We start from the raw sequence: 25,593 nt of genomic DNA on the forward strand, positions 1-25,593 counted from the left end.
GGATCGGTGGCCGGCCCCCCTGCCAGGGCCGATTGTGCACCGTCCGGGTGTCGGTTGCATGACGCGGCACGGCGGCCATGCGTTACCCTCGCGCGATGGCCATCGACAAGAACGAACGTCCGCTCGAGGAGGGCATCCACACCGACCTCGACGGCAGGATCACCTACGGCGGGTACCTCGGGCTGGAGCAGTTGCTGTCCGCGCAGCGGCCGCTGTCCGATCCGCCGCACCACGACGAGATGCTGTTCATCGTCCAGCACCAGGTCTCCGAGCTTTGGCTCAAGCTGATCATCCATGAGCTGGGCGCGGCGATCGGTTTCCTGCGCCGCGACCAGGTCTGGCAGTGCCAGAAGGTGCTGGCGCGGTGCAAGCAGGTGCTGCGCCAGCTGACCGAGCAGTGGTCGGTGCTGGAGACGCTCACGCCTTCCGAATACATGGAGTTCCGCGACGTGCTGGGGCCCTCGTCGGGCTTCCAGTCGCTGCAGTACCGCACCGTCGAGTTCCTGATCGGCAACAAGAACGCGGCGATGCTCAAGGTGTTCGCGCACGACCCGGCCGGGCAGGCGACGCTGCGCGAGGCGCTGGAAGCGCCGGCCCTGTACGACGAGTTCCTGATGTACCTCGCGCGCTGGGGCCACGCGATTCCCGCCCAGCACCTGCAGCGCGACTGGACCCGCCCGCACGTGCGCGACGAGGCCCTGCTGCCGGTGTTCGAGGCGATCTACGAAGACACCGGCCGCTACTGGCGCGAGTACGCGCTGTGCGAGGACCTGGTGGACCTGGAGACCCAGTTCCAGCTGTGGCGCTTCCGCCACATGCGCACGGTGATGCGGATCATCGGCTTCCGGCGCGGCACCGGCGGTTCCTCGGGCGTGGGCTTCCTGAAACAGGCGCTGGAACTGACCTTCTTCCCGGAGCTGTTCGACGTGCGCACCCAGATCGGGCCGGGGCGGTAGCGGCGGGTGATGCACGACTGCGTCGGTGCGATGCTGGTGCGGGACGGGCGCGTGCTGCTGGGCCTGCGCTCGGCGGATGCGGCGTGGCTCGCCGGGGCCTGGGACATCTTCGGCGGGCACATCGAAGCGGGCGAATCGCCCGAGGACGCGCTGCGGCGCGAACTGCGCGAGGAGCTGGGCGTCCGCGCAGGCGCGCTGCATCCGCTCGGAGAACTGACCGGTGACGCGCCGGAGGCCTGGCGGCTGCGCGTGTTCGCGCTGCACGACTGGGCCGGACAGCCGCTGGCGCAGCCGGCGGGCGGGCACGACGCCGTGCGCTGGTGCACCCTCGAGGAGGCGCGGACGAGGCTGCTGGGCGCGCATCCCGGGTTCGCCACGCTGCTCGAACAGGCCTTGCGTCCGCGCCACGCTGCTAGCATCGACCCGAATCCGCATATCCACACGGGGACCCCCAGATGAACCCAGCCAGCCAGGATGCCGTGCAGCCCAAGGTCACGGCGATCACCCGGATGCTCGATGCGATCGAACGCGTCGGCAACCGCCTGCCCGATCCCGCGGTCCTGTTCCTGCTGCTGATGCTGGCGGTGTGGGTGGTGTCGGCGCTGCTGTCGAACGTGGCGTTCAGCGAGATCGATCCGCGCTCGATCGACGCCGAGAACCCCGGCGGCAGCCCGCTGCAGGTGGTCAACCTGCTCTCGGGCGCGAGCCTGGCGGCGTTCATGGCGCAGATGGTGCCGACCTTCGTCAACTTCCCGCCGCTGGGCGTGGTGCTGGTGGCGATGCTCGGCCTCGGCGTCGCCGAACATACCGGCTTCATCAGCGCCGGCCTGCGCGCGATCCTCTCGGTCACGCCGAAGATGCTGCTCACGCCGATGCTGGTCGCGGTGGGGATCCTGAGCCATGTCGCGGTCGACGCCGGCTACGTGCTGGTGATCCCGCTCGGCGCGGTGATCTTCTACGCCGCCGGCCGCCATCCGCTGGCGGGCATCGCGGCGGCGTTCGCGGGGGTGTCGGGCGGCTTCAGCGCCACGATGTTCGTGCCGTCGAGCCTGGACCCGTTGCTGGCGGGGCTCACCCAGGCCTCGGCGCATCTGGTCGATCCGACCGTGCAGATCAACCCGCTCAACAACTACGTCTTCACCACCGCCTCGTCGTTCCTGGTGATCGCGGTCGGCTGGTTCCTGACCGATCGCGTGATCGAGCCGCGCCTGCGAGGTACCGCGGTCGACGGCGATCCGGCGGACATGCCGGTGCTCGATCCGCTGAAGCCGCAGGAGCGCCGCGGCCTGACCCTTGCCATGGTGGCGATGGTGGCGACGCTCGCGCTGTTCATGCTCACGCTGCTGATCCCGGGCACGCCGTGGGCGGCGCCCGCCGACCAGGTACCCGCGGCCACGCATCCTCTGCTGGCGCCGGTGGCGCCGCTGATGCGCTCGATCGTGGCGCTGATCTTCATCTTCTTCCTGGTGCCCGGCGTGGTCTACGGCTACGTTTCGGGCAGCGTGAAGACCCATCGCGACGTCATCGCCGGCATGAGCAAGGCGATGAGCGGGATGGGCTACTACATCGTCATGGCGTTCTTCTGCGCGCAGTTCATCTACGCCTTCGGCCAGAGCAACCTGGGCGCGCTGCTGGCGATCAAGGGCGCCAACGCGCTGCAGGCGATGGGCCTGCACACCAGCATCACGCTGATCGGACTGGTGCTGCTGTCGGGCTTCGTCAACCTGCTGATCGGCTCGGCCTCGGCGAAGTGGGCGCTGATCGGCGCGATCATGGTGCCGATGATGATGCAGCTGGGCATTTCGCCCGACCTCACCCAGGCTGCCTACCGCGTGGGCGATTCGAGCACCAACATCATCACCCCGCTGCTGCCGTACTTCCCGCTGATCGTGGTGTTCTGCCGCAAGTACGTGAAGGACAGCGGCGTCGGCACCCTGCTGGCGCTGATGCTGCCGTTCTCGGTCACGCTGCTGGTGTGCTGGACCGCGTTCCTGCTGGGGTTCTGGGCCCTCGACATCCCGCTGGGCACCGGCGCGCACCACGCCTACCCGGCCGGTTGAGGGCCGGGGGGCGGGCGGGTGCGCCGTCCCCCACTTTCCTTATTGCCCGTCCGCGGCTAAGTTGCCGCTGAAACCGGCGGCCCCGCGTGGCCGCGCGCCGACGTTCCTGCCGGACTCCACCCCGGCCTGACGTCCCACGACCGCAGCAGGGGAGTTGTATCGAATGAGTTCCAGCAACCGCGTCGAACCCGCAGGTCCCGGGATGGAGCGCCCGGTGGACGGCGCCGCCATCCCCGAGTTCGCCCAGGTCCTGGGCCATCCGCGTCCGCTGTGGATGCTGTTCATGACCGAGTTCTGGGAGCGCTTCGCGTTCTACGGCATGCGCTGGGCGCTGGTGCTGTACATCGTGGCCCAGTTCCACAACGGCGACGCCTCCGGCGAGGCGCCGGCGAGCGAGCTGTACGGCGCCTACCTCGCGCTGGTGTATGCGGCCGCGATCTTCGGCGGCTATGTCGCCGACAAGCTGATCGGGTACCAGCGCTCGATCCTGCTGGGCGCGGTGTTCATGGCGGCCGGCCTGTTCCTGATCATGCTGCCGAGCGAGCAGTGGCTCAAGCTGGGGCTGGCGACGGTGATCGTCGGCAACGGCCTGTTCAAGCCGATCATCTCGACCATGGTCGGCAAGCTCTACGCCACCGCCGACGAGCGGCGCGATTCGGGCTTCACCATCTTCTACATGGGCATCAACATGGGCGCCTTCATCGCGCCGATCCTGACCGGCGTGCTGGCCGAGAAGGTGTTCGGCAGCGACGGCATGCCCGCCTACAAGACGGTGTTCATGGCCTCCGGCATCGGCATGGTGCTGAGCCTGGTGTGGTTCTGGTTCGGGCGCAGCCAGCTCAAGGGCATCGGTGCGCCGGCGGCCGATGCGATGGGCATGGGGCGCGTGTGGATGGTGACGGTTGGCGCGATCGTGGCGATCCCTGTCTACTACTTCCTGCTGACGATCGACGCCGGCCTGCTGAACTGGATCCTGATCGCGCTGTTCGTGGCGCCCGCGGCGATGCTGCTGGTCGAAGGCATCCGCGAGGGCAGGGTGCAGCGCGACATGGTGATCGCGATGCTGATCATCTTCGGCTTCAACGTGCTGTTCTGGATGTTCTTCGAGCAGGCCGGCAGCTCGTTCAACTTCCTCGCCCAGAACATCGTCGAGCGCGACCTCGGCGGCTGGATCTTCCCGGTGGGCTGGTTCCAGTCCGTCAACTCGGTCGCGATCATCACCCTGGCGCCGCTGCTGGCCTGGTTGTGGGTGGCGATGGGGCGGGCCAATCCCTCGATCCCGCGCAAGTTCGGCCTGGGCCTGATCTTCAACGGCCTGGCGTTCCTGCTGCTGATGCTGGCGCTGTCGGGGATGGTCGATCCGCAGACCCTGAAGATCCCGTTCTGGACGCTGTTCATGGTCTACGTGATCCAGTCGATCGGCGAGCTGTGCCTGTCCCCGATCGGGCTGTCGATGACCACAAAGCTGGCGCCGGCGAAGCTGACCGGCCTGGCCATGGGCGGCTGGTTCCTGTCGATCGCCATCGGCAACAACCTCTCGGGCATCTTCGCCAGCAGCGTCAGCGGCGAAGGCGGGATGACGGTGGAGTCCGCGCATGCCGGCTACACGTTCGGCTTCTGGGCGCTGCTCGGCGCCGGCGTGCTGCTGTTCCTGATCGCGCCGCTGATCCAGAAGCTGATGCACGGAGTGAAGTGACGCAATGGCCTGCGCACGCAGTGCGCAGCTGCCATTGCGTCATCCCGAGCCGCAGGCGAGGGATCTCCACCAGACGCACGCGCAGCTGTCCCTCCGCCGATCCGCACGGCGTGGCGTTTCCTGTCGCGCAAGGCGTGCGCAGCTGCCGTTGCGTCATCCCGAGCCGCAGGCGAGGGATCTCCATCAGACGCACGCGCAGCTGTCCCTCCGCCGATCCGCACGGCGTGGCGATTCCTGTCGCGCAAGGCGTGCGCAGCTGCCATTGCGTCATCCCGAGCCGCAGGCGGCGAGGGATCTCCATCAGACGCACGCGCAGCTGTCCCTCCGCCGATCCGCACGGCGTGGCGTTTCCTGTCGCGCAAGGCGTGCGCAGCCGCCGTTGCGTCGTCCCGAGCCGCAGGCGAGGGAACCCGCCCTGATCCGCGCACACAACTCCCGATCGAGCCCAGTCCCATGACCGATACCACCGCGCACGCATTGCCGCGCCCGTCGCCCGCGCAGCGCTGGCTGGCGCTGATCCTGGTCAGCGTCGCCATGTTCGGCAACTACTACGTCTACGACGCCTTCGGGCCGGTGGTCGACCTGCTGCGCGAGCAGGAAGGCTTCAGCTACGACCAGATCAGCATGATCTTCAGCGCCTACAGCGTCGCCGCGGTGCTGGTGCTGCTGGTCGGCGGCTATGTGATCGACCGCTGGGGCACCAAGCGCGCGATCACGCTGTTCGCCGTGATCTGCCTCGCGGCCGCGGCGCTGATGGCGTCGACCGCGCGCTTCGAGACCATGCTGGCGGGGCGTTTCCTGCTCGGGCTCGGTGCCGAGCCGCTGATCGTCGCGGCCACGGCCGTGCTGGCGAAGTGGTTCAAGGGCAAGGAACTGTCGTTCGCGTTCGGCATCAACCTCTCGATCGCGCGGCTGGGTTCGGCCTCGGCCGACTGGTCGACCTCGTTCGCCAGCCCGCTGTACGCCAACTGGCAGGACCCGCTGTGGCTCGCCACCGGCGTGGCCGCGGTCGGCGTCACCGCGGCGATGCTGTACTGGACGACCGAGTCGAGGCTCGAGGGGCGCGTGAACCTCGGCCAGGCCGATGCGACCGACAGGCTGGAACTCAAGGGCATGTACGCCTTCAGCGCCTCGTACTGGTACATCGTCGGGCTGTGCGTGGTGTTCTACGCCACCGTGTTTCCGTTCCGTGCATTCGCGATCGACTACTTCCAGCAGGCGCACGGGCTGGACCGCGAGACCGCCGGCATGCTGAGCAGCCTGTTGCCGGTGGCGGCGATCGTGGTGACGCCGCTGTTCGGCCTGTGGGTGGACCGGGTGGGGCGGCGATCGCTGTTCATGGCCGTGGGTTCGCTGGCGATGCTGCCGCTGTTCGTGCTGGTGACCTACGCGCCGCCGGGGCCGGACATCGGCATCTGGATCCCGTTCGCGGGCAGTGCGCAGGTGCCGCTGACGCTGCTGCTGGTGATGCTGATGCTCGGTGGCGTGTTCTCGCTGATCCCGGCGGTGATGTGGCCCTCGGTGGCCTACATCGTGCGCGAGAACCGGCTGGGCGCGGCCTATTCGATGATGACCCTGTGCCAGCAGATCGGCGTGGCGCTGGTGCCGCTGGCGGTGGGGCGGTTCAACACCGCGTTCGCGGCCGGGCCCGGGAATCCGGCGGGCTACGCGCCGGGCATGTGGTTCTATACCGCACTGGCGGGGCTGGGGCTGGCGTTCTCGTGGCTGCTGTGGCGGGCCGAGTCCGGGCCGGGCGCGCACGGGCTCGAGTACAGCTCCGGCCGCAAGCCGGAGTGATGTCCCCGCCCGGCGGGGTGGTTCGCCGTCGACAGGAGCGGGGCGACGACGGCGATGCCGGCGCGTGGATCCGGCGTTTGCCGAAGCGCGCAACGCCGGCATGCGCGCTGCGTGCGGGCACGGCCCGCTCAGATGTGCCGCAGCATCCCGTCCATGCCTTCGCCGGCGAGCTTGTCGATCAGTCGCGACAGCAGTGCGCGTTCCTCTTCCGACAGCGGCTCGAGCAGGCGCCGTTCGCAGGCCAGGGTCATCGGCGCGACTTCGTCGTAGACCGAATAGCCGGCTTCGGACAGGGTGAGCACCGAGCGGCGGCGATCGTCGCCGTGGATGTCGCGCTTGAGCAGTTCGCGTTCCAGCAGGCGCGCCACCGCGCGGCTGACCGCCACCTTGTCCATCGCGGTACGCTCGGTCACCTCGCGCGCCGACAGGCCCGGGTAGCGGCCCAGCACCGCCATTACCCGCCATTCGGTGATCGCCAGGCCGAAGCGGCGGTGGTATTCGCTGGAAATGGCGTTGCTGACGCGGTTGGACAGGACGCTCAGCCGGTAGGGCACGAAGCGTTCGAGGTCGAGGATCGCATGTTCCTGTGAGACAGCTGGGTCGGACATGATGCGCTGCACCTTGCTGTTGGTTTCTCGTGAAACTATAGAATAGGCAACTCGACGCAGGCCGCGTCGCCTTCCCCGCGAGGAGTATCACATGACAGCGCAGTCACAGGCCGCGAACGGCCAGCCCGGCATGCAGGTGGCCACGTTCGAGAATCCGATGGGTATCGACGGCTTCGAATTCGTCGAATACGCCGCGCCCCCGGGCGAGGCCGGCCATCTCCACGACTACTTCAAGCGCCTGGGCTTCGTGCAGGTCGCGCGCCACCGCACGCGTCCGATCAGCACCTACCGCCAGGGCGACTGCACCTTCCTGATCAACGAGGATCCCGACTCCTTCGCGGCGCGCTTCGCCGCCGAGCACGGCTCCAGCGCCTGCGGCTTCGCGATCCGTTTCAGCAAGCTGGCCGAATGGGTACGCGTGCAGGCGCTGAAGAACGGCGCCGAATCCTTCGACGCGAAGGATGAACTGACCAAGGCGGTGGCCGCCCCGGTGATCAAGGGCATCGGCGGTTGCATGCTGTACCTGGTCGACCGCTACGACGACAAGGGCACGATCCACGATCCCGACTACGAGATCCTGCCCGGCGCCGAGCTGATGCCGAAGGGCTTCGGCCTGACCTTCATCGACCACCTCACCCACAACCTCTACCAGGGGAACATGGCGAAGTGGTCGGACTACTACGAGCGGCTGTTCAACTTCCGCGAGATCCGCTACTTCGACATCAAGGGTGCCAAGACCGGCCTGCTGTCCAAGGCGATGACCGCGCCGGACGGCATGGTGCGCATCCCGCTCAACGAGTCGAGCGATCCGAAGTCGCAGATCAACGAGTACCTCGACACCTACCACGGCGAGGGCATCCAGCACATCGCCTGCTTCACCGACGACATCTACGACACCGTGGAGAAGATGCGCGCTCAGGGCGTGGAGTTCCTCGATACCCCGGACACGTACTTCGAGGTGATCGACCAGCGCATTCCCAACCACGGCGAGGACCTCGAGCGCCTGGCCAGGAACAAGATCCTGATCGACGCCGACGTCGAGACCAGGCAGCGCAAGCTGTTGCAGATCTTCACCACCAATGCGCTGGGGCCGATCTTCTTCGAGATCATCCAGCGCAAGGGCAACGAGGGCTTCGGCGAAGGCAATTTCCAGGCGCTGTTCGAGAGCATCGAGCGCGACCAGATGAAGCGCGGGGTGCTGTAGGGCGGGTGCCGCGAGGCAGGCGGTACGCGTCCGGGCGGCCGGATGCGCGGTGGGTGAAGACGCGGGCCCCGGCCCGCCCGACGGAGGCGTCATGACGAGCAACGGCTACATGTCCGGCTTCGGCAACGAGTTCGCGACCGAGGCGATCCCCGGCGCCCTGCCGGTCGGGCGCAATTCGCCGCAGAAGGTGGCGCACGGGCTCTACGCGGAGCAGTTGACCGGCACCGCGTTCACCGCGCCGCGCGGCGCGAACCGCCGCAGCTGGCTGTACCGGATCCGCCCGGCGGCGATGCACGGCCGCTTCGAGCCGTTCGCGCAGCCGCGCCTGCACGACCGCTTCGGCGAGGCGCCGGTCTCGCCCGACCAGATGCGCTGGAACCCGCTGCCGCTGCCCGAGGCGCCGACCGATTTCGTCGAGGGCCTGTACACCGTCGCCGGCAACGGCGGCAGCGACGCGCATGCCGGCGTCGGCATCCACCTGTACGCGGCCAACACCTCGATGCGCGGGCGCTACTTCTACAGCGCCGACGGCGAGCTGCTGATCGTGCCGCAGTTGGGACGCCTGCGCGTGGCCACCGAACTGGGCCTGCTCGATGTCGAGCCCCAGGAGATCGTGGTGGTGCCGCGTGGCGTGCGCTTCCGCGTGGAACTGCCCGACGGGGCCTCGCGCGGCTACGTCTGCGAGAACTTCGGCGCGCTGCTGCGCCTGCCCGACCTCGGGCCGATCGGGTCCAACGGGCTGGCGAATCCGCGCGACTTCCTGACGCCGGTCGCCGCCTGGGAGGACCTCGAGGGCGGCTTCGAGCTGATCGCGAAGTTCGGCGGCCATCTGTGGCACGCGCCGATCGATCATTCGCCGCTGGACGTGGTCGCCTGGCACGGCAACTACGCGCCCTACAAGTACGACCTGCGGCGCTTCAACACCATCGGTTCGATCAGCTTCGACCACCCCGACCCGAGCATCTTCCTGGTGCTGACGTCGCCCACCGACACCCCGGGCGTGGGCAACCTCGACTTCGCGATCTTCCCGCCGCGCTGGCTGGTGCAGCAGGACACGTTCCGCCCGCCGTGGTTCCACCGCAACGTCGCCAGCGAGTTCATGGGCCTGGTGCACGGCGCCTACGACGCCAAGGCCGAGGGATTCGCACCCGGCGGCTGTTCGCTGCACAACTGCATGAGCGGGCACGGACCGGATGCGGCGACGTTCGACAAGGCCTCCGGTGCCGACCTGTCGCAGCCCGACGTGATCGCAGACACGATGGCCTTCATGTTCGAGACCCGTGGCGTGCTCAGGCCGAGCCGGCAGGCGGTCGACGCCGCGCACCGCCAGCGCGACTACCAGGCCTGCTGGGCGGGCCTGCGCAAGCACTTCGCGCCGCCGCGCTGAGCGTCTACCGGGCCGGCATGGGGACCGGATCGGGCGGGGTCGCCGCGGGCTTCGCGTGCGGCGCCGATGTCGGGCGATGCCGACCGGCATCGTCGTCGGCGGCCCTGCCGGGACCGCGGTGCACGCCTGCGTCGTCACGATGCTCACGCGGCGCGTGGCAGGCTGCCCTCGCCAGCCACCTTCCGGAGCCGAAGCATGCGCCTGCAGACCCTGCTCATCGCCACCCTCCTCGCCGCCCTGTGCGCCTGCTCCGCGCAACGCGAAGAGCCCGATCCGGCGGTGCCTGCCGTCGATGCCGATGTGCCGGCCGCGCAGGCTGTCGACCAGCCGGAGCAGGACGTGCCCCCCGCAACCGCGAGTGCCGAGGCGCTGGGCTCCCTGCGCGTCGGTGCGCCTGCCGAGGGCACCATCACCTTCGCCGGCTTCGGTCCCGCGGCGTTCGGCGCGAGTCCCGAGGCGGTGCGCCAGGCCTGGGGCGGCGACCTCGGCGACGAACAGCCCGCCGAAGCCGGCGGTTGCCATTACCTGATCCCGCAGCCGCTCGGCAGCGAGGGTTACCGCACTGCCTTCATGATCGAGGGCGACCGCTTCGTGCGGATCGACGTGCGCGACGCGTCGGTGACCGCGCCCGGTGGCGCGAAGGTCGGGATGACCGGCGACGAAGTCCGCGCCCTGTACCAAGGCCGCGTCGAGGAGCAGCCGCACAAGTACGATCCCGAGGGCAGGGTGCTGCGGGTGACCGACGCCGATGGCGGCGAGGCCGCGCTGGTGCTGGAACTCGATGCGGACGGCCTGGTCGACACATGGCGCATCGGGGTGCCGCCGCAGGTGGATTACGTCGAGGGCTGTTCCTGACGCCGGCGCCCGTCCGGGCGCCGATCGGCCATCCGGGTGCCCTGGTCATTGGCGCTCGCCGGAGCCGACCCATAGAATCGCGGACCGACCGGTGGAAGGGATGTCGCGATGACCGCTGCACTGTTCTACTTCGCCGCAGGCATCGTGCTGCTGGCGCTCGGCGGCGACTCGCTGGTCAAGTCCGCGGCCGGGCTCGCCCGCAGGTTCGGCATCTCGCCGTTCACCACCGGCCTGGTGCTGGTTGCGTTCGCGACCTCGCTGCCCGAACTCGCGGTCAACCTGCGTGCGGTCTGGATCGGCGACCCCGCGCTCGCGCTCGGCAACGCGGTCGGCAGCAACATCGCCAACTTCGGCCTCACCCTCGGCGCGGCGGCGTTGTGCGCGCCGCTGCTGATCCGCTGGAAGGCGCTGCCGTCTTTGATCGTGTGCCTGGTGGTGGCGACGCTGGCGACCATCCTGCTGGCTCAGGACGGCCGCCTCACCCGCCTCGACGGATTCGTACTGCTGGCATCGTTCGTGGTCGTGCTCGGCTTCGCCTGGGCTTTCGGGCGGCGACAGCCGGAGCTGCGCAGCGAGTTCGCGGGCTTCGCCGAGACGCGCACCGATCCGCTGCTCAACCTCGTGCGCCTGGCGATCGCCGCCGCGCTGCTGTTCTTCGGCGCCAAGTGGACGGTGCAGGGCGGCACGGCACTCGGCCAGGCGCTGGGCATGGAATCGCTGCTGAGCGGATTGCTGCTGGTCGCGATCGGCACCGCGCTGCCGGAGATGTCGGCAGCGATCGCCGCCACGCGGCGCGGGCAGGGCGACATCGTCGCCGGCCACGTCATCGGCTCGAGCCTGGTCAACCTGCTGCTGGTGGTGGGCGGCATGGCGGTGCTGCGCGACGTCCCGGTGCCGGCCTCGTTCGTGCGCCTGGAACTGCCGGCCGCGCTGGTGTTCGCCGCGCTGCTGCTGCCGATGCTGCGTGGCGAGATGCGCATCAGCCGGGCCGAGGGCGCGGTGCTGCTGCTGGCATTCCTGGGCTTCGTCGCGATCGAAGTGCTGATGATGATGTGAGTTGCCGGCGGGCGCTTGCGCCGCGCGCGGCTGGAAACGGCGTGCAGGCGCCCTTGCCCGGCGACTGGCTGACGATCGGCTGCGCCGCACGCCTCGCGTGGGGATGCCTCGCCCGGCGTCAGCCTTCGCCGCGTCCTCCCCCGCGTTCCCGCGCCCGTTGCTCGGCGCGCTCGTCGGCATCGTCGCGGATGTGGCCCTCGGGTTCCACCGGCGCCGAAGGATCCTCCGGTCGCGCGTCCATCAGCGACAGTGCCGCGCGCGACATCAGGTGCGCGGCCACCGGTGCGGTCAGGAACAGGAACACCGCGATCAGCAGCTCGCGCGGATGCAGGCCGGCGCCGTGCACCGAGTGGTAGGCGATCGAGGCGAGCAGGATGCAGCCCACGCCCAGGGTGCTGGCCTTGGTCGGGCCGTGGATGCGGTGGAAGAAGCGGGTCAGCTTGACCAGGGCGAAGCTGCCCAGGAACACGAAGAAGCAGCCCACCGCAAGCAGGATCACTGTCAGCAGGTCGACCAGCCAGGTGATCATTCGACGATGTCCCGGCGCACCACGTACTTGCTCAGCACCACGGTGCCGAAGAAGCCGAGCATGGCGATGATCAGGGCGACCTCGAAGTAGATTTCGGTGTCCAGGTACATGCCGAACAGCACCAGCAGCGCGATCGTGCTCACGTACAGCGTATCGAGCGCGAGGATCCGGTCGGGTGCGGTCGGGCCTCGCACCAGCCGCCACAACGACAGCAGCATGGCGATGCCGACTACGATCAGGCCCAGGCCGATGGCCAGGTCGATGTCGATGCCGATCATGGGAACACCTTGAGCATCGGCGCCTCGTAGCGGCGCTTGATGTCGTCGATCATCGCCTGCGGATCGTCGACGTCGAGGCAATGCACCAGCAGGTGGCGGCGATCCTCCGACAGTTCCGAGCTCAGCGTGCCCGGCGTGAGGGTGATGATGCTCGCCAGGGCCGAGATGCCGTGGATGTTGGTCAGGTCCAGAGGCACCCAGACGAAGCGCGAGCGCAGCCTGGCCTCGGGCCCGAGCACCTGGCGCGCGACGGTGATGTTGGCGATCACGATGTCGCCCATCAGGCGGAACACCAGCGGGATCAGGATCCAGACGTTGCCCAGGCGCGCGAACTCGCGCTCGAGCCGCGCCGCGAGGTGAGGCATCAGCCACGCCAGCAGGGCGGCCATCAGCAGGGTGCCGGGCGCGTAGTCCTCGGCCATCAGCAGCCAGAAGGCGAAGACGGTCAGGCTCTGCGGGATCGAGGGGAACAGGCGTCGTCTCATGGCGGGCCTCGCATCACGGTTGCCGCACGGCGGGGGTCGCCGCGCGCGCTTCGCGGATGTAATCGCCCGGCGACAGCAACTGGCGGGCGGCGGCATCGGTGTAGCGCAGGATCGGCGCGGCGAACACGCTCATCGCCACGCCGTAGCAGAGCAGCAGGGCCGTGGCGGCGATCTCGCGCTTGCCCACCGGGGTCCTGGCCGACCGTGGCGCCGCGGCCGGCGGCACCGCTTCGTCCTCGGCGACGGCGGCGGTGCGCCAGAACAGCCGGGTGCCGGTGCGGCTGAGTCCGATCAGCGCCAGCAGGCTGCTCACCAGCACCGCCGCGTAGACCAGGGCGGTGGCCGCGTCCGGCACCGCGGCCAGCAGCAGGAACTTGCCGATGAAGCCCGACAGCGGCGGCAGCCCCGCCAGCGACACCGCCGCGACCATGTACAGCAGCCCGGTCAGGCGCGGCATCGGCGGCGCCGGCTGCAGCAGCCGGTCGCCGACCTCGCCGCGCTCGCGCTGCACGATGTGCGCGATCATGAACATCGCCGCGCCGGCGAAGCAGCTGTGCGGCAGGTAGTACATCCCGGCCGCGATCGTGTCGGGACGTGCCAGCGCGAACGCCACGAACAGCGTGCCGGCCGAGAGCAGCACCAGGTACGAAGCCGAGATGCGCAGCCGCAGCGCGCCGACCACGCCGAGGCCACCGAGCAGCAGCGTCACCACGCCGAACATCAGCAGGGTGTCGCGGCCGAAGCCGGCCAGCGCGTTGGCCCCGTCGCCGAGCATCAGCGTGCTCACCCGCAGCAGCGAATACAGGCCGACCTTGGTCATGATGGTGAACAGCGCCGCCACCGCCGCGGGCGCGCGCGCATAGGTCTCCGGCAGCCACAGGTACATCGGCAGCAGCGCGGCCTTGGCGCAGAACACCACCAGCATCAGGCCGAACGCCGCGCGCACCAGCGCCGCGTCCTCCTCCGCCACCTCGCGGATCCGGACCGCGAGCTCGGCCATGTTCAGGCTGCCGAGCAGGCCGTAGACCAGCGCCAGCGCGACCAGGAACAGGGTCGAGGCGACGATGTTGAACACCACGTAGTGCATGCCCGCCTTCATCCGTTCGCCGCGCCCGCCCGAGAGCAGCAGGCCGTACGAGGAAATGAGCAGCACCTCGAAGAACACGAACAGGTTGAACACGTCGCCGGTGAGGAACGCGCCGTTGAGGCCGGCGAGCTGGATCTGGAACAGCGCGTGGAAATGCAGCGCGCGCTTGTCCCAGCCGGCGCAGGCGTAGAGCAGGCAGGGAATCGCGAGCAGGCTGGTGGTGAGCACCATCAGCGCGCCGAGCCGGTCGAGCATCAGCACGATGCCCAGCCGCGCCGGCCAGTCGCCGAGCAGGTACACCTCGACGCCGCCCGCGGACGCGCGTGCGAACAGCGCGATCGATGCCGCCAGCAGCAGCGCCAGGCCGATCCAGGCGCCGCTGCGCAGTACCAGGCTGCTGTGCCGGCGTTCGAGCAGCAGCAGGATCGCCCCGCACAGCAGCGGCACCAGCACCGGCGCGAGCACCAGGTGCTGGATCATGCCGGCGGCTTCCGGTCGTCGTCGGCCGCGGCGCCGGGCTCGTGCCCGTCGACGTGGTCGCTGTGCAGGTCGGCGTGGTTGCGCATCGCCACCACCACCACCACCGCGGTCATCGCGAACGCGATCACGATCGCGGTCAGCACCAGCGCCTGCGGCAGCGGGTCGGCGTAGTACGTGGCGGTGGTCTCGACCCCGTAACGCAGCACCGGTGGCTTGCCGATCGCCAGCCGGCCGGACGAGAAGATCAGCAGGTTGGTGGCGTAGGAGAGCAGGGTCAGGCCGAGGATCACGTCGAACGTGCGCGCGCGCAGAAGCAGGTAGACGCCTGCCGCCACGAGGACCCCGATCCCGCTGGCGAAAGCGAATTCCATCAGCCCGCGCCCTCCGCCTGCAGTTGGCGCCTGCGCACCGTGCCCATCGTGGACAGCATCAGCAGCGCGCCGGCGAACACCACCACGTACACGCCGGTGTCGAACACCAGTGCGCTGGCCAGCGGCAGGTGGCCGATCAGGGGCAGGTCGAGGTCGACATGGCCGCTGGTCAGGAACGGCAGCCCGAACACCAGCGAGCCCAGGCCGCCGATGGTGGCGATGATCAGCCCCATGCCGATGCCGCGCAGGTAGTCGAAGCCGAAGGTGGCTTCCACCGCGCGCGCGCCCTGCACCACGTACTTGATCAGCACCGGCACCGCGATCGCCAGTCCGGCGATGAAGCCGCCGCCGGGCGCGTTGTGGCCGCGCAGGAACAGGTAGATCGACACCGTGAGCGCCAGCGGGAACAGCAGCTGGGTGAGGTCGGCGGGAATCGGCAGCTGCACCGGCGGGCCGGGCATCACCTCGTCCGGCCGCAGGCGCGCCCAGCGCAGCAGCGCGTGCACCACCAGCGCCGCCACCGCGAACACCGTGATCTCGCCGAAGGTGTCGAAGCCGCGGAAGTCGACCAGGATCACGTTGACCACGTTCGCGCCGTAGGCCTCGGGCAGCGAGCGCGCCAGCATCTCGCCGGAGATGGTCTGCTGCGGCGAGAGCATCATCGCGTAGGCCAGTCCGCCGACGCCGAGCCCGGCCACGATCGACAGCGCCGCGTCGCGCCAGCGCCGCAGCGGCGTGCGTGCCTGCTTCGACTGCTTGGGCAGGTAGTTGAGCGCCATCATCATCAGCGCGATCGTGACCATCTCGACCATCAGCTGGGTCAGCGCGAGGTCGGGCGCCGACAGCAGCGCGAAGGCCAGGCTCACCAGCAGGCCGACCGCGCCGATCACGATCAGCGCGGTCAGGCGCCGCCCGTGCACCGCCACCGTGCCGAGCGTGGACGCGACCAGCACCGCCCACAGGATCCAGCCCAGCCACGGCATCGATTGCGACGCCCCGAGTCCGGGCAGCAGCGCCGCCGGCGCGCCGACGAACGGCGCCGCGCCCACCAGCAGGGTGACCACGATCATCCAGAACAGGCTGCGGCGGATGCCGCCGGCGGCGACCCGCGCGGTGAACTTGCCCGCGGCGGTGAACAGCGCTTCGATGTTGACCTGGAACAGGTGCCGGCCCCAGGTGCGCAGGATCGCGTCGTGCAGCGCGTACAGCCGGCGCAGCGCGAAATAGAACACGACGCCGCCGAACACGCCGCCGATGCTCATCGCCAGCGGCAGGTTCCAGCCGTGCCAGACCGCCAGCGAGAACGCGGGGGCGGCATCGCCCAGGGTGCCCATCACCGCGGTCCTGAGCACCGGCTCCACGGTCAGCGCCGGCAGCATGCCGACCGCCAGGCACAGCACCACCAGCACCGCCACCGGGATCCGCATCCACACCTGCGGCTCGTGCGGTTCCACCGGCAGCGCGCGCGGGCCGCGGCCGAGGAAGGCGTCGTGCACGAAGCGCAGGCTGTAGGCCAGTCCGAACACGCCGTACAGCAGCGCGGCGATGCTGATCGCGATGCGGAAGCCGCGGTCGTTGCCGGCGTCGAGCGCCTCGGCGAAGAACATCTCCTTCGACAGGAAGCCGTTGAGCAGCGGGATCCCCGCCATCGCCAGCGAAGCCACGATCGCCAGCGCGGCGGTGTAGGGCATGTAGCGACGCAGGTTGCCGAGCCGCCGCAGGTCGCGGGTGCCGCACTCGTGGTCGATGATGCCCGCGGCCATGAACAGCGAGGCCTTGAAGGTGGCGTGGTTGATGATGTGGAAAACGCCCGCCACCACCGCCATCGGCGTCGACAGCCCGAACAGCAATGTGATCAGGCCCAGGTGCGAGATCGTCGAGTACGCCAGCAGGCCCTTGAGGTCGTGCTGGAAGATCGCGTACCAGGCGCCGACCAGCAGGGTGATCGCGCCGACGGTGCTGACCACGTAGAAGAACAGATCGGTGCCGGCGAGCGCGGGATGCAGCCGCGCCAGCAGGAACACGCCGGCCTTCACCATCGTCGCCGAATGCAGGTAGGCCGACACCGGGGTCGGCGCGGCCATCGCCTGCGGCAGCCAGAAGTGCAGCGGGAACTGGGCGCTCTTGGTGAACACGCCGGCCAGGACCAGGGCGAGGATCGCCGGGTACTCGCGACTGGCGCGGATCGCATCGCCCGCCGCGAGCACGGCGTCGAGTTCGTAGCTGCCGACCACGCGTCCGATCAGCAGCACGCCGCCGAGCAGGGCCAGCCCGCCCAGGCCGGTGATCGTCAGGGCCATGCGTGCGCCCTGGCGCGCGTCCTGGCGGTCGCTCCAGAACCCGATCAGCAGGAACGAGCTGATGCTGGTCAGCTCCCAGAACACCACCAGCAACAGCAGGTTGCCGGCCAGCACCATGCCCAGCATCGCGCCCATGAACAGCAGCAGGTAGCCGAAGAAACGCGGCGAGCTGTCGGCTTCCGACAGGTAGTAGCGCGCGTACATCACGATCAGAACGCCGATGCCGAGCACCAGGCCGGCGAACATCCAGGCCAGGCCGTCCAGGCGCAGCGACAGCGCCAGACCCGCCTGCGGGATCCACGGCAGGCTCCAGGCCGGGATCGCGCCCTCCATCACCGCCGGCGTGAACCACGCCAGCACGCCCAGGCCGAGCAGCGGCGCGGCCGCCGCCAGCCAGGCGATGGTCCGTCGCGAGGCATTGCGGGCCAGTGCGATGGCCAGCACCGCCACGAAGGGCAGGGCCAGGAGCAGGATCAGCATCGGAAATCCGGTGTGGGCAGGCCGGCACGCCGCGCATGCGCCGGGCCGGCACCCGAGTTTACCCGACGACCGCGTGCGCGAAACCGCGCGATATGCTGTCGCGATGACCGCAGACCGGGCGCGAGCGCCGCATTCGCCGATGGCCGCGCCACGCGTGGGACGCACCGCGCTGGTGTTCGGCGGCAGCGGCCAGATCGGACGCCCGCTGCTGGCGCGACTGGCCGATGCCGGCTGGGAGGCAAGGGCGGTCTCGCGCCATGCGCAGCCCGCAGCCGAAGGCGTGCGCTGGCTGCGCGGCGACCTCGCCGGCTGCCACGACCTGCCGGCGCAGGTCGATGCGATCCTCAGCTGCGGGCCACTGGACGCGTTCGCCGCGTGGTTCGCACGCGGCGAAGTGGCGTGCGGACGCGTGGTCGCCTTCGGTTCGACCAGCGTCGAGGTCAAGCAGGCCTCCGCCGACGCCGCCGAGCGCGACGTCGCGCGGCGCCTGCGGGAGGCCGAAGCGCGATTGTTCGAAGCCGCCGCCGCGCGCGGGATCGGCGCCACCGTGCTGCGGCCGACCCTGGTCTACGGCGTCGGCCGCGATGCCACGCTCACCCGGATCGCGGCGCTCGCGCAGCGGCTGCACGGCTTCGCGCTGCCGGCCGATGCCACCGGCCTGCGCCAGCCGGTGCATGTCGACGATCTTGCCGCTGCGGCGATGGCCTGCCTCGATGCCGGCGATGCGCACGCGAAGGCCTATGCCCTGCCGGGCGGCGAGTCGCTGGCGTACCGCGAGATGGTGCGACGGGTGCTGGCGACGCTGCCGTCGCAGCCGCGGCTGGTGGTGCTGCCGCCGCCGCTGTTCCGCGCGTTGCTGGCGCCGGCCCGGCTCGCCGGTCTCGCCGCCGGCTTCAACGATGCCGCGCTCGCGCGCATGCGCGAGGACCTGGTCTTCGACGCCGCGCCCGCGCATCGCGACTTCGGCTACGCCCCACGCCCGTTCGTCCCCGACGCGGCGATGTTCACACCTCCGGCGTGACCTCCGCCACCGGCGGGCGCTTCTTCTGCAGCGTGCGGATCGCGATCACCAGCACGCCGCCCAGCACCATCGCCCCGCCGATCCACAGCGCCGGGCCCGGGCGGTCGCCCCAGAACACGATGCCCAGCAGCACCGCGAACACCGGCGTCATCAGCAGGTAGGGCGTCACCTGCGCCACCGGATGTCGCTGCACCAGCTTGAAGAACAGCCCGTGCCCGAGCAGCGAGGCGAACACCGCCGCGTACACCGCGCCGCCCCAGCCGATCCAGCTGGCCTCGCGCAGCGCAGCGAATCCATCCGGTTCCACCATCGCGCTGATCGCCAGCAGCGGCAGCACGCTCAGCGCCGCGGTCCAGCCCTGCTGGTCGACGAGCCCGACGCCGGTCATGCGCCGCATCAGCACCGTGCCGATCGCCACCATCAGCGATGAGCCCAGCATCACGAACAGCGCCAGCGGCCGGTCCAGCACCATCGGGTCGAAGCCCAGCACCAGCACGCCGGCGAAGCTCAGGCCGATGCCGAGCGCGGTGCGCCAGGCGAAGCGTTCGCCCAGCCTCCACCACGCCAGCAGCACCGCCATCGGCACGTAGGTCTGGGTGACGATCGCCGGCGACGACAGGTTGCCGGCGAGCTTGAGCGCCAGGAAGCTGGTGCCGAAATGCAGCACGCCGGTGAACATGGCGATCCCGGCCAGCCGCCACCACTGCGAGCGCGGCGGCAGCCGCATGAAGGCGACGAGCAGCGCCAGCACGATCGCCATGCGCAGCGCACTGAACAGGAACGGCGGGATCTCCTGCAGCGCGTGCGCGGAGGTCAGGAAGTTGAATGCCCAGCACAGGCAGATCACCAGCGCCAGCGCGAGGTCGCGCCCGCGCAGCCCGGCGCCGGCGGTCATGGCCTCACCAGTGCCAGCCGAGTTTCCGGTACAGCTTCGACAGCACCCAGGCCGGGCCGATGAGCAGGTAGCGCAGGTCGGTGAAGAAGCTCGGCTTCTTGCCTTCGAACAGCTTGCTGTGGCCCACGAACTGCGCGATCCACGCCACCACGAACACGCCGACCGCCAGCCACAGCAAATAGCGCGTGCCCTGCAGGCGTTCGATCCAGAACGTCAGCCACAGCATCGCCACGAACACCGCGAGCATGCCGAACCCGATCCGCCGAGAGGCGCGGAAATAGAACATCCACGCCGCGAAACAGGCCAGCCCCGCCCACAGCCCGGCGCGGAAGCCGGTCTCGGGCGGCACCGGGATGCACCACAGCAGCGCGATCACGCTCCACAGGATCAGCGGCACCGCGAACACGTGGATCCGCTGGTTGGCGTCGTTGCGGTGGTCGGCCGAGTAGCTGGCGAACCAGCGGTCGATGGGGCGTTCGCCGGTCGAATCGACGGAGGCACTCATGGCATTCTTCCCGGGGCATGCAGGGTGTCCGCAGGATACCGGCAATCCCTCGTGGGCGTAGGTGGGGGCGCCGTACACCTGCTCCGCCACGCCGGACCGTCGAGAGATCCGGGGGCGTCAATCGATCGAGATGCCCGCCAGCCTCTGCAGCGCCTCGGCATACCGCGCCCGCGTGCGCGCGATCACTTCCGCCGGCAGGCGCGGGCCGGGCGGGGTCTTGTCCCAGTCCAGCGTTTCCAGGTAGTCGCGCACGATCTGCTTGTCGTAGCTCGGCGGACTGGTGCCCACCTCGTACTCGTCGGCCGGCCAGTAGCGCGAGGAATCGGGCGTGAGCATCTCGTCCATCACCACCAGGCGGCCGTCCTCGTCGGTGCCGAACTCGAACTTGGTGTCGGCCAGCAGGATGCCGCGTTCGGCGGCGTACGCGGCGGCGTGCTTGTACAGGCGCAGGGTGGCGTCGCGCACCTGCTCGGCGAGGTCGGCGCCGGCGAGCTTGACCGCGGTGTCGAAATCGATGTTCTCGTCGTGGTTGCCGACCGCGGCCTTGGTCGAGGGGGTGAAGATCGGCTCCGGCAGTTGCTCGGCCTGACGCAGGCCGCCGGGCAGGGCGATGCCGCTGACCCGGCCGGTGCGCTGGTAGTCCTTCCAGCCGCTGCCGATGATGTAGCCGCGCGCGATCGCCTCGATCGGCACCGGCCGCAGCTTCTTCGCCACCACCGCGCGCCGGGCGTACAGCGCCGGGTCGACGCCGGCGGGCAGCACGCTGGCCACATCGATGCCGGTCAGGTGGTTGGGCATCAGCGCCGCGGTCCGGTCGAACCAGAAATTGCTGATCTGGCAGAGCATCTCGCCCTTGCCGGGGATCGGGTCGGGCAGCACCACGTCGAACGCGCTCAGGCGGTCGGTGGCGACCATCAGCAGCTTGTCGTTGCCGAGGTCGAACACGTCGCGGACCTTGCCGCGATGGCGCAGGGGCAGGCCGGGCAGTTCGGAGGACAGCAGCGTGGTCGCCAAGGAGGTGGGCCTTCGGGCGGGCCGGCAAGTGTAGTGCCATTTCGCCGCGGCGATGAACGGGCCGGCCCGCCGGACGGCTACACTGTCGGGATGAACCGCTGGTACGGAAAACTGCTGGGTTTCATCGCCGGCTGGCTGCTGCTGCGCCACCCCGCGGGCGGGCTGATCGGGCTGCTGATCGGCCATGCCTTCGATGCCGGCTGGATCGCGCCCGGCAAGGCGAAGCCCTACCGGGTGCTGGGGGTGACCAGCGATGCCAGCGATGCCGAGATCGACCAGGCCTACCGCCGGCTGATGTCGCAGTACCACCCCGACAAGGTCGCCGGCGCCGCGCCCGAACTGCGCGCCAGGGCCGAGGAGAAGGCGCGCGCGATCAACGCCGCCTACGACCGCATCCGGGAGTTGCGGCAGCGCTGAACGGGCCGCATCGACCGGCCGTACGGTGGAGGTCGCCGCGGGTGCAGGACCGCGCGACCGGAGATGTGAACGAACGGACGCCCCCGGCGCCCGCGACGAACCAGGAGAGAGCTTGCATGCAGCCCGCCGTCATCGCCCCTTCGATCCTCTCCGCGGACTTCGCGAAACTCGGCGAGGAGGTCGACCGCGTGCTGGCCGCCGGCGCCGACTGGGTGCACTTCGACGTGATGGACAACCACTACGTGCCCAACCTGACCATCGGCCCGATGGTCTGCGAGGCGTTGCGCAGGCACGGCGTGACCGCGCCGATCGACGTGCACCTGATGGTCGAGCCGGTCGACCGCCTGGTGCCGGATTTCGCCAGGGCCGGCGCCAGCCTGGTCAGCTTCCATCCCGAGGCCTCGCGCCACGTGCACCGCACGATCCAGCTGATCAGGGGCGAAGGCTGCCAGGCGGGCCTGGTGCTGAACCCGGCGACGCCGCTGGACGTGCTCGACCACGTGCTCGAGGATCTCGACCTGGTGCTGCTGATGTCGGTCAACCCCGGCTTCGGCGGCCAGGCCTTCATCCCCTCGACGCTGGACAAGCTGCGCCGGGTGCGCGAGCGCATCGACGCGAGCGGAAAGCCGATCCGGCTCGAGATCGACGGCGGGGTGAAGCCGGACAACATCGGCGCGATCGCCGCCGCTGGCGCCGACACCTTCGTCGCCGGCAGCGCGATCTTCGGCCAGCCTGACTACGCCGCGGTGATCGCGCGCATGCGCGACGCGATCGCGGGCGCCGCGCGATGAACACCTGCGACCTGTGCGACCGGTTCGTCGGACGCGTCCGCGTGCTCGAGCTGCCGCTGCGCGACTACGGCGGGCGGATCGCGTTCTCCGGCCAGGTGAGCACGGTCAAGGCGCTGGAGGACAACTCGCTGGTGCGCGTAGCGGTCGCCGAGCCGGGCGAGGGGCGGGTGCTGGTGATCGACGGCGGCGGCTCGCTGCGCCGCGCGATGCTCGGCGACATGCTTGCCGAACAGGCGGCGGCCAATGGCTGGAGCGGGGTCCTGGTGCATGGCGCGATCCGCGACAGCGTCGCGATCGCCGCGCTCGACCTGGGCGTCAAGGCACTGGCCACGTGCCCGATGAAGACCGACAAGCGCGGCCAGGGCCTGCGTGATGTCCCGGTGGAGTTCGGCGGGCTGCTGATCGAGGCCGGGCAATGGCTGGCCGCCGACGAGGATGGCGTGATCCTGGCGGATGCGCCGCTGGCCTGAAGCCGGAGCGCTGCCGGTGTCCGCTTGCCTGGCGACGGACCCGCCTTGTCGCGGCGGATCCGTCGCCGGAAGACATGGGGGCAATCCCGCCCCCGCCCGTCGTCCCTGCTATGGCCTTCCATGCTGCGCGGCACCGGTGACGCGCGCATGACAGCGACGGGCGCATTCAGCGCCCGTTGCCGTCGTCCGCCTTCCGTGGAATGCGCGTGAAGCGCGGGCTCCCGGCGCGTGTTACACCGTTGCCCTCCCCAGCCTGCTCCGCGCACCCATGACCGCACCGCACTGGCGCCTGATCATCAACGGCAAGTCCGCGGGCGACGACGACCTGCGCGAGGCCGTGCATGCGATGCGCGAGCGCGGACTCGACCTGGACGTGCGCGTGACCTGGGAGGACGGCGACGCCCAGCGCTACGTGGCCGAGGCGATCGACGACGGCGCCAGCGCGATCGTCGCGGCCGGTGGCGACGGCACCCTGAGCGAAGTCGCCGCCACGCTGGCCGGACGCGACGAACCCGCCGCGGCGCTGCCCACGCTGGGGCTGGTGCCGATGGGCACCGCCAACGATTTCGCCACCGCCGCGGGCCTGCCCGTCGAGCCGTTGCCGGCCCTGGAACTGATCGCGGCGCAGCCTGCGCACGCCATCGACCTGCTGCGCCTGGAAGCCAATGGCAAGCTTCGATGGGCCGCCAACCTCGCCAGCGGCGGCTTCGGCACCCAGGTCACGGTGGAAACGCCGGAGGGCATGAAGAAGCTGCTCGGCGGACTGGCCTACGTGCTGACCGGCCTGTCCAGGCTGGGCCGCATCGAGCCGGTCGAGGCCCGCCTGCGCGGACCGGATTTCGCCTGGCGCGGCGGCTTCATCGCGCTCGGCATCGGCAACGGGCGCCAGGCCGGCGGTGGCCAGGCGCTGTGCCCGGATGCGCTGGTCGACGACGGCCTGCTCGACGTTACCGTCATCCCGGAGCTGGAGGGCGAAGTCGCCGCCACGCTCGGCACGGTCGTCAGCGAGGGCAAGGTGGCGGCGCTCGACCGCGTCGCCACGCGGGTACGGTTGTCGTGGATCGAGATCGAGGCCGCGGCGCCGCTGGTGCTCAACCTCGACGGCGAGCCGGTGGAGTCCACCCGGTTCCGCATCGATTGCGTGCCGGGGCGGGTACGCATGCACCTGCCGGCCGGGTGTCCGTTGCGCTCGCAACCACCGGTCGCGGACTGAGCGCGAAATCGCTACATTAGCGCCCATGGGCGCGTCCGCATTCCCGCATTTCCGTACCGCCGGCGAAGGCTGGCGATGGTGGCCCGCAGCCGCCGTCGCAACCGCCCGCCCGCCGTCCGAGGAAATGCCGCGTGTCACCGCAAGTCGAGTCCCCGCAAGCCGCGTTTGAGCGGCAGGCCGCCGAAGGCCATACCCGCATCCCGGTCGTGCGCGAGGTCCTGTCCGACCTCGACACGCCGCTGTCGGTCTACCTCAAGCTCGCCGACGGCCCGCATACCTACCTGTTCGAATCGGTCGAGGGCGGCGAGCGCTTCGGCCGGTACTCGATCATCGGCCTGCCGGCCACGCGGGTGTACGCCTTCCACGGGCAGACGCTGACGGTCAGCGAGCATGGCGAAGTGGTCGAGCAACGCGAGGTGGACGATCCGTTCGCGGAGGTCGAGCGCCTGCGGGTGGAGCATTCGGTGCCGCGCGTGCCCGGCCTGCCCGGCTTCACGGGCGGTCTGGTGGGCTGGTTCGGCTTCGAGTGCATCGAGTACATCGAGCCGCGGCTGCGCGCCAACGCCAACCGCGACGAGCTGGGCACGCCCGACATCCTGCTGATGCTCAGCGAGGACGTGGCCGTGTTCGACAACCTCAAGGGCCGGCTGTACCTGGTGGTGCATGCCGATCCGCGCGAGCCGCAGGCGTTCGCGCGCGCCAGCCGCCGGCTCGACGCGCTCGCGCACCGGCTGCGCCACGGCGGTGCGGGCTATCCCGAAACCCTGCGCCCCGAAGCGCTGGACGAGGCGCACTTCGAGTCGGGCTTTACCCGCGAGGGTTTCCTCGCGGCCGTCGCCCGGGCCAAGGACTACATCGCCGCGGGTGATGCGTTCCAGGTGGTGCTGTCGCAGCGCATGAGCGTGCCCTTCAACGCACGGCCCGTGGACGTGTACCGCGCCTTGCGCGCGATGAACCCGTCGCCGTACATGTACTTCCTCGATGTCGGCGGCACCCAGGTGGTGGGCTCTTCGCCGGAGATCCTGGTGCGGCTGCAGCATGGCGGCGACGGCGGGGCCGAGGTCACCGTGCGCCCGATCGCGGGCACCCGGCCGCGCGGCGCCACGCACGAAGAGGATCTGGCGCTCGAAGCCGAGCTGCTGGCCGACCCGAAGGAACGCGCCGAGCACCTGATGCTGATCGACCTCGGCCGCAACGATGTCGGCCACGTCTCCGTAGCCGGCAGCGTAAAGGTCGGCGACAGCTTCGTGATCGAACGCTACAGCCACGTCATGCACATCGTCAGCGAGGTCACGGGGCGGCTGAAGCCCGGCCTGTCCTACGCCGACGTGCTGCGCGCGACGTTCCCCGCCGGCACCGTCAGCGGCGCGCCCAAGATCCGCGCGCTGGAGATCATCCGCGAGCTCGAGCCGGTCAAGCGCAACGTCTACGCCGGCGCGATCGGCTACATCGGCTGGCACGGCGACGCCGACACCGCGATCGCGATCCGCACCGCGGTGATCCAGGACGGCAGGCTGCACGTCCAGGCCGGCGCCGGGATCGTCCACGACTCCGACCCGCAGACCGAGTGGGACGAAACCATGAACAAGGGCCGCGCGCTGTTCCGCGCCGTGGCCGAAGCGGCGAAGGGGTTGTGAC

At 70.0% G+C, this 25,593-nt stretch carries 25 protein-coding genes; 15 read left to right on the forward strand and 10 right to left on the reverse strand.

Features of this window, described 5'->3' with window-relative positions; genetic code table 11:
- Positions 1-95: 95 nt before the first annotated feature.
- The 5 genes from FZO89_RS12870 (at position 96) to FZO89_RS12890 (ending at position 6,509) form a co-directional block, all read left to right on the forward strand.
- On the forward strand, positions 96-956 hold the full coding sequence (locus FZO89_RS12870; RefSeq protein ID WP_149104168.1) for a tryptophan 2,3-dioxygenase: 861 nt from the start codon (positions 96-98) through the stop codon (positions 954-956).
- Between the two features lie 9 nt (positions 957-965).
- Complete coding sequence (locus FZO89_RS12875; protein ID WP_149103633.1) at positions 966-1,415, forward strand: NUDIX domain-containing protein; 450 nt, start codon at positions 966-968, stop codon at positions 1,413-1,415.
- Positions 1,412-3,016 (forward strand): AbgT family transporter, encoded by a 1,605-nt coding sequence (locus tag FZO89_RS12880; protein WP_149103634.1) that lies wholly within the window; start codon positions 1,412-1,414, stop codon positions 3,014-3,016. The genes FZO89_RS12875 and FZO89_RS12880 overlap by 4 nt, the downstream gene beginning before the upstream one ends.
- Before the next feature lie 202 nt (positions 3,017-3,218).
- Entirely contained in the window at positions 3,219-4,712 is a 1,494-nt protein-coding gene (locus FZO89_RS12885) for a peptide MFS transporter (protein ID WP_149104169.1), read from the forward strand.
- A 453-nt stretch (positions 4,713-5,165) separates the two neighbouring features.
- The gene (locus tag FZO89_RS12890; RefSeq protein ID WP_149103635.1) at positions 5,166-6,509 is read left to right on the forward strand and encodes an MFS transporter; all 1,344 of its coding nucleotides are present in this window, start codon (positions 5,166-5,168) and stop codon (positions 6,507-6,509) included.
- A gap of 128 nt (positions 6,510-6,637) precedes the next feature.
- On the opposite strand, the gene FZO89_RS12895 is transcribed toward FZO89_RS12890, so the two are convergent.
- Positions 6,638-7,117 carry a MarR family winged helix-turn-helix transcriptional regulator gene (locus tag FZO89_RS12895; RefSeq protein WP_149103636.1) on the reverse strand — a complete coding sequence of 160 codons (480 nt, stop codon included), beginning with the start codon at positions 7,115-7,117 and terminating at the stop codon, positions 6,638-6,640.
- 91 nt (positions 7,118-7,208) lie between these two features.
- Between FZO89_RS12895 and hppD the strand changes: the two genes are divergently transcribed.
- From hppD to FZO89_RS12915, 4 genes are all read left to right on the forward strand, one after another.
- Positions 7,209-8,321 (forward strand): 4-hydroxyphenylpyruvate dioxygenase, encoded by a 1,113-nt coding sequence (gene hppD, locus FZO89_RS12900; protein WP_187471148.1) that lies wholly within the window; start codon positions 7,209-7,211, stop codon positions 8,319-8,321.
- 91 nt (positions 8,322-8,412) lie between these two features.
- On the forward strand, positions 8,413-9,708 hold the full coding sequence (gene hmgA / locus FZO89_RS12905) for a homogentisate 1,2-dioxygenase (protein WP_149103637.1): 1,296 nt from the start codon (positions 8,413-8,415) through the stop codon (positions 9,706-9,708).
- 195 nt (positions 9,709-9,903) lie between these two features.
- Positions 9,904-10,563, forward strand: a complete 660-nt coding sequence (locus FZO89_RS12910; RefSeq protein ID WP_149103638.1) for a hypothetical protein — start codon at positions 9,904-9,906, stop codon at positions 10,561-10,563.
- A gap of 108 nt (positions 10,564-10,671) precedes the next feature.
- Positions 10,672-11,619, forward strand: a complete 948-nt coding sequence (locus FZO89_RS12915; RefSeq protein ID WP_149103639.1) for a sodium:calcium antiporter — start codon at positions 10,672-10,674, stop codon at positions 11,617-11,619.
- Positions 11,620-11,737: 118 nt separating this feature from the next.
- Here FZO89_RS12915 and mnhG read toward each other — a convergent pair whose 3' ends face one another.
- From mnhG to FZO89_RS12945, 6 genes are read right to left on the reverse strand one after another with little or no spacing between them, the layout of a single operon-like run.
- Positions 11,738-12,148, reverse strand: a complete 411-nt coding sequence (gene mnhG / locus FZO89_RS12920) for a monovalent cation/H(+) antiporter subunit G (protein WP_149103640.1) — start codon at positions 12,146-12,148, stop codon at positions 11,738-11,740.
- Complete coding sequence (locus FZO89_RS12925) at positions 12,145-12,426, reverse strand: K+/H+ antiporter subunit F (protein ID WP_149103641.1); 282 nt, start codon at positions 12,424-12,426, stop codon at positions 12,145-12,147. Before FZO89_RS12925 ends, mnhG begins: the two co-directional genes overlap by 4 nt.
- On the reverse strand, positions 12,423-12,911 hold the full coding sequence (locus FZO89_RS12930; RefSeq protein WP_149103642.1) for a Na+/H+ antiporter subunit E: 489 nt from the start codon (positions 12,909-12,911) through the stop codon (positions 12,423-12,425). The genes FZO89_RS12925 and FZO89_RS12930 overlap by 4 nt, the downstream gene beginning before the upstream one ends.
- Before the next feature lie 13 nt (positions 12,912-12,924).
- Positions 12,925-14,475 (reverse strand): monovalent cation/H+ antiporter subunit D, encoded by a 1,551-nt coding sequence (locus tag FZO89_RS12935; RefSeq protein ID WP_149104171.1) that lies wholly within the window; start codon positions 14,473-14,475, stop codon positions 12,925-12,927.
- Complete coding sequence (locus FZO89_RS12940; RefSeq protein ID WP_149103643.1) at positions 14,475-14,849, reverse strand: Na+/H+ antiporter subunit C; 375 nt, start codon at positions 14,847-14,849, stop codon at positions 14,475-14,477. Before FZO89_RS12940 ends, FZO89_RS12935 begins: the two co-directional genes overlap by 1 nt.
- Entirely contained in the window at positions 14,849-17,629 is a 2,781-nt protein-coding gene (locus FZO89_RS12945) for a monovalent cation/H+ antiporter subunit A (protein ID WP_149103644.1), read from the reverse strand. Before FZO89_RS12945 ends, FZO89_RS12940 begins: the two co-directional genes overlap by 1 nt.
- A 139-nt stretch (positions 17,630-17,768) precedes the next feature.
- Here FZO89_RS12945 and FZO89_RS12950 point away from each other — a divergent pair, with 139 nt between their 5' ends.
- Entirely contained in the window at positions 17,769-18,650 is an 882-nt protein-coding gene (locus FZO89_RS12950) for an NAD-dependent epimerase/dehydratase family protein (RefSeq protein ID WP_149103645.1), read from the forward strand.
- On the opposite strand, the gene FZO89_RS12955 is transcribed toward FZO89_RS12950, so the two are convergent.
- The 3 genes from FZO89_RS12955 to FZO89_RS12965 all read right to left on the reverse strand — a co-directional run bounded on the left by FZO89_RS12955 (position 18,634) and on the right by FZO89_RS12965 (position 21,064).
- A complete protein-coding gene (locus tag FZO89_RS12955) occupies positions 18,634-19,545 on the reverse strand; it encodes a DMT family transporter (protein WP_149103646.1) in 912 nt (303 codons plus the stop codon). The two genes, FZO89_RS12950 and FZO89_RS12955, sit on opposite strands and share 17 nt — an antisense overlap.
- A 4-nt stretch (positions 19,546-19,549) precedes the next feature.
- On the reverse strand, positions 19,550-20,050 hold the full coding sequence (locus FZO89_RS12960; protein WP_149103647.1) for an Mpo1 family 2-hydroxy fatty acid dioxygenase: 501 nt from the start codon (positions 20,048-20,050) through the stop codon (positions 19,550-19,552).
- Between the two features lie 117 nt (positions 20,051-20,167).
- Entirely contained in the window at positions 20,168-21,064 is an 897-nt protein-coding gene (locus tag FZO89_RS12965; RefSeq protein ID WP_149103648.1) for a phosphoribosylaminoimidazolesuccinocarboxamide synthase, read from the reverse strand.
- Positions 21,065-21,154: 90 nt separating this feature from the next.
- Between FZO89_RS12965 and FZO89_RS12970 the strand changes: the two genes are divergently transcribed.
- From FZO89_RS12970 to trpE, 5 genes are all read left to right on the forward strand, one after another.
- Positions 21,155-21,481, forward strand: a complete 327-nt coding sequence (locus FZO89_RS12970) for a J domain-containing protein (protein ID WP_149103649.1) — start codon at positions 21,155-21,157, stop codon at positions 21,479-21,481.
- 116 nt (positions 21,482-21,597) lie between these two features.
- The gene (gene rpe / locus FZO89_RS12975) at positions 21,598-22,272 is read left to right on the forward strand and encodes a ribulose-phosphate 3-epimerase (RefSeq protein WP_149103650.1); all 675 of its coding nucleotides are present in this window, start codon (positions 21,598-21,600) and stop codon (positions 22,270-22,272) included.
- Positions 22,269-22,742 (forward strand): ribonuclease E activity regulator RraA, encoded by a 474-nt coding sequence (rraA, locus tag FZO89_RS12980; protein WP_149103651.1) that lies wholly within the window; start codon positions 22,269-22,271, stop codon positions 22,740-22,742. Before rpe ends, rraA begins: the two co-directional genes overlap by 4 nt.
- A gap of 268 nt (positions 22,743-23,010) precedes the next feature.
- Complete coding sequence (gene yegS / locus FZO89_RS12985) at positions 23,011-23,955, forward strand: lipid kinase YegS (protein ID WP_149103652.1); 945 nt, start codon at positions 23,011-23,013, stop codon at positions 23,953-23,955.
- A 131-nt stretch (positions 23,956-24,086) separates the two neighbouring features.
- The gene (gene trpE / locus FZO89_RS12990) at positions 24,087-25,592 is read left to right on the forward strand and encodes an anthranilate synthase component I (protein WP_149103653.1); all 1,506 of its coding nucleotides are present in this window, start codon (positions 24,087-24,089) and stop codon (positions 25,590-25,592) included.
- Position 25,593 lies beyond the last annotated feature (1 nt).

This window comes from Luteimonas viscosa (assembly GCF_008244685.1).
Classification (GTDB): domain Bacteria; phylum Pseudomonadota; class Gammaproteobacteria; order Xanthomonadales; family Xanthomonadaceae; genus Luteimonas; species Luteimonas viscosa.

Excerpts from the sequence above, each read along its gene's own strand:
- hppD (WP_187471148.1), top strand. The coding sequence starts at position 7,209 with ATGACAGCGCAGTCACAGGCCGCGAACGGCCAGCCCGGCATGCAGGTG.
- FZO89_RS12960 (WP_149103647.1), bottom strand. The coding sequence starts at position 20,050 with ATGAGTGCCTCCGTCGATTCGACCGGCGAACGCCCCATCGACCGCTGG.
- FZO89_RS12955 (WP_149103646.1), bottom strand. The coding sequence starts at position 19,545 with ATGACCGCCGGCGCCGGGCTGCGCGGGCGCGACCTCGCGCTGGCGCTG.
- FZO89_RS12895 (WP_149103636.1), bottom strand. The coding sequence starts at position 7,117 with ATGTCCGACCCAGCTGTCTCACAGGAACATGCGATCCTCGACCTCGAA.
- FZO89_RS12890 (WP_149103635.1), top strand. The coding sequence starts at position 5,166 with ATGACCGATACCACCGCGCACGCATTGCCGCGCCCGTCGCCCGCGCAG.
- FZO89_RS12870 (WP_149104168.1), top strand. The coding sequence starts at position 96 with ATGGCCATCGACAAGAACGAACGTCCGCTCGAGGAGGGCATCCACACC.
- FZO89_RS12925 (WP_149103641.1), bottom strand. The coding sequence starts at position 12,426 with ATGATCGGCATCGACATCGACCTGGCCATCGGCCTGGGCCTGATCGTA.
- FZO89_RS12945 (WP_149103644.1), bottom strand. The coding sequence starts at position 17,629 with ATGCTGATCCTGCTCCTGGCCCTGCCCTTCGTGGCGGTGCTGGCCATC.
- FZO89_RS12930 (WP_149103642.1), bottom strand. The coding sequence starts at position 12,911 with ATGAGACGACGCCTGTTCCCCTCGATCCCGCAGAGCCTGACCGTCTTC.
- FZO89_RS12915 (WP_149103639.1), top strand. The coding sequence starts at position 10,672 with ATGACCGCTGCACTGTTCTACTTCGCCGCAGGCATCGTGCTGCTGGCG.
- FZO89_RS12970 (WP_149103649.1), top strand. The coding sequence starts at position 21,155 with ATGAACCGCTGGTACGGAAAACTGCTGGGTTTCATCGCCGGCTGGCTG.
- mnhG (WP_149103640.1), bottom strand. The coding sequence starts at position 12,148 with ATGATCACCTGGCTGGTCGACCTGCTGACAGTGATCCTGCTTGCGGTG.
- hmgA (WP_149103637.1), top strand. The coding sequence starts at position 8,413 with ATGACGAGCAACGGCTACATGTCCGGCTTCGGCAACGAGTTCGCGACC.
- FZO89_RS12950 (WP_149103645.1), top strand. The coding sequence starts at position 17,769 with ATGGCCGCGCCACGCGTGGGACGCACCGCGCTGGTGTTCGGCGGCAGC.
- FZO89_RS12885 (WP_149104169.1), top strand. The coding sequence starts at position 3,219 with ATGGAGCGCCCGGTGGACGGCGCCGCCATCCCCGAGTTCGCCCAGGTC.
- yegS (WP_149103652.1), top strand. The coding sequence starts at position 23,011 with ATGACCGCACCGCACTGGCGCCTGATCATCAACGGCAAGTCCGCGGGC.
- rpe (WP_149103650.1), top strand. The coding sequence starts at position 21,598 with ATGCAGCCCGCCGTCATCGCCCCTTCGATCCTCTCCGCGGACTTCGCG.
- FZO89_RS12910 (WP_149103638.1), top strand. The coding sequence starts at position 9,904 with ATGCGCCTGCAGACCCTGCTCATCGCCACCCTCCTCGCCGCCCTGTGC.
- FZO89_RS12875 (WP_149103633.1), top strand. The coding sequence starts at position 966 with ATGCACGACTGCGTCGGTGCGATGCTGGTGCGGGACGGGCGCGTGCTG.
- FZO89_RS12940 (WP_149103643.1), bottom strand. The coding sequence starts at position 14,849 with ATGGAATTCGCTTTCGCCAGCGGGATCGGGGTCCTCGTGGCGGCAGGC.
- rraA (WP_149103651.1), top strand. The coding sequence starts at position 22,269 with ATGAACACCTGCGACCTGTGCGACCGGTTCGTCGGACGCGTCCGCGTG.
- FZO89_RS12880 (WP_149103634.1), top strand. The coding sequence starts at position 1,412 with ATGAACCCAGCCAGCCAGGATGCCGTGCAGCCCAAGGTCACGGCGATC.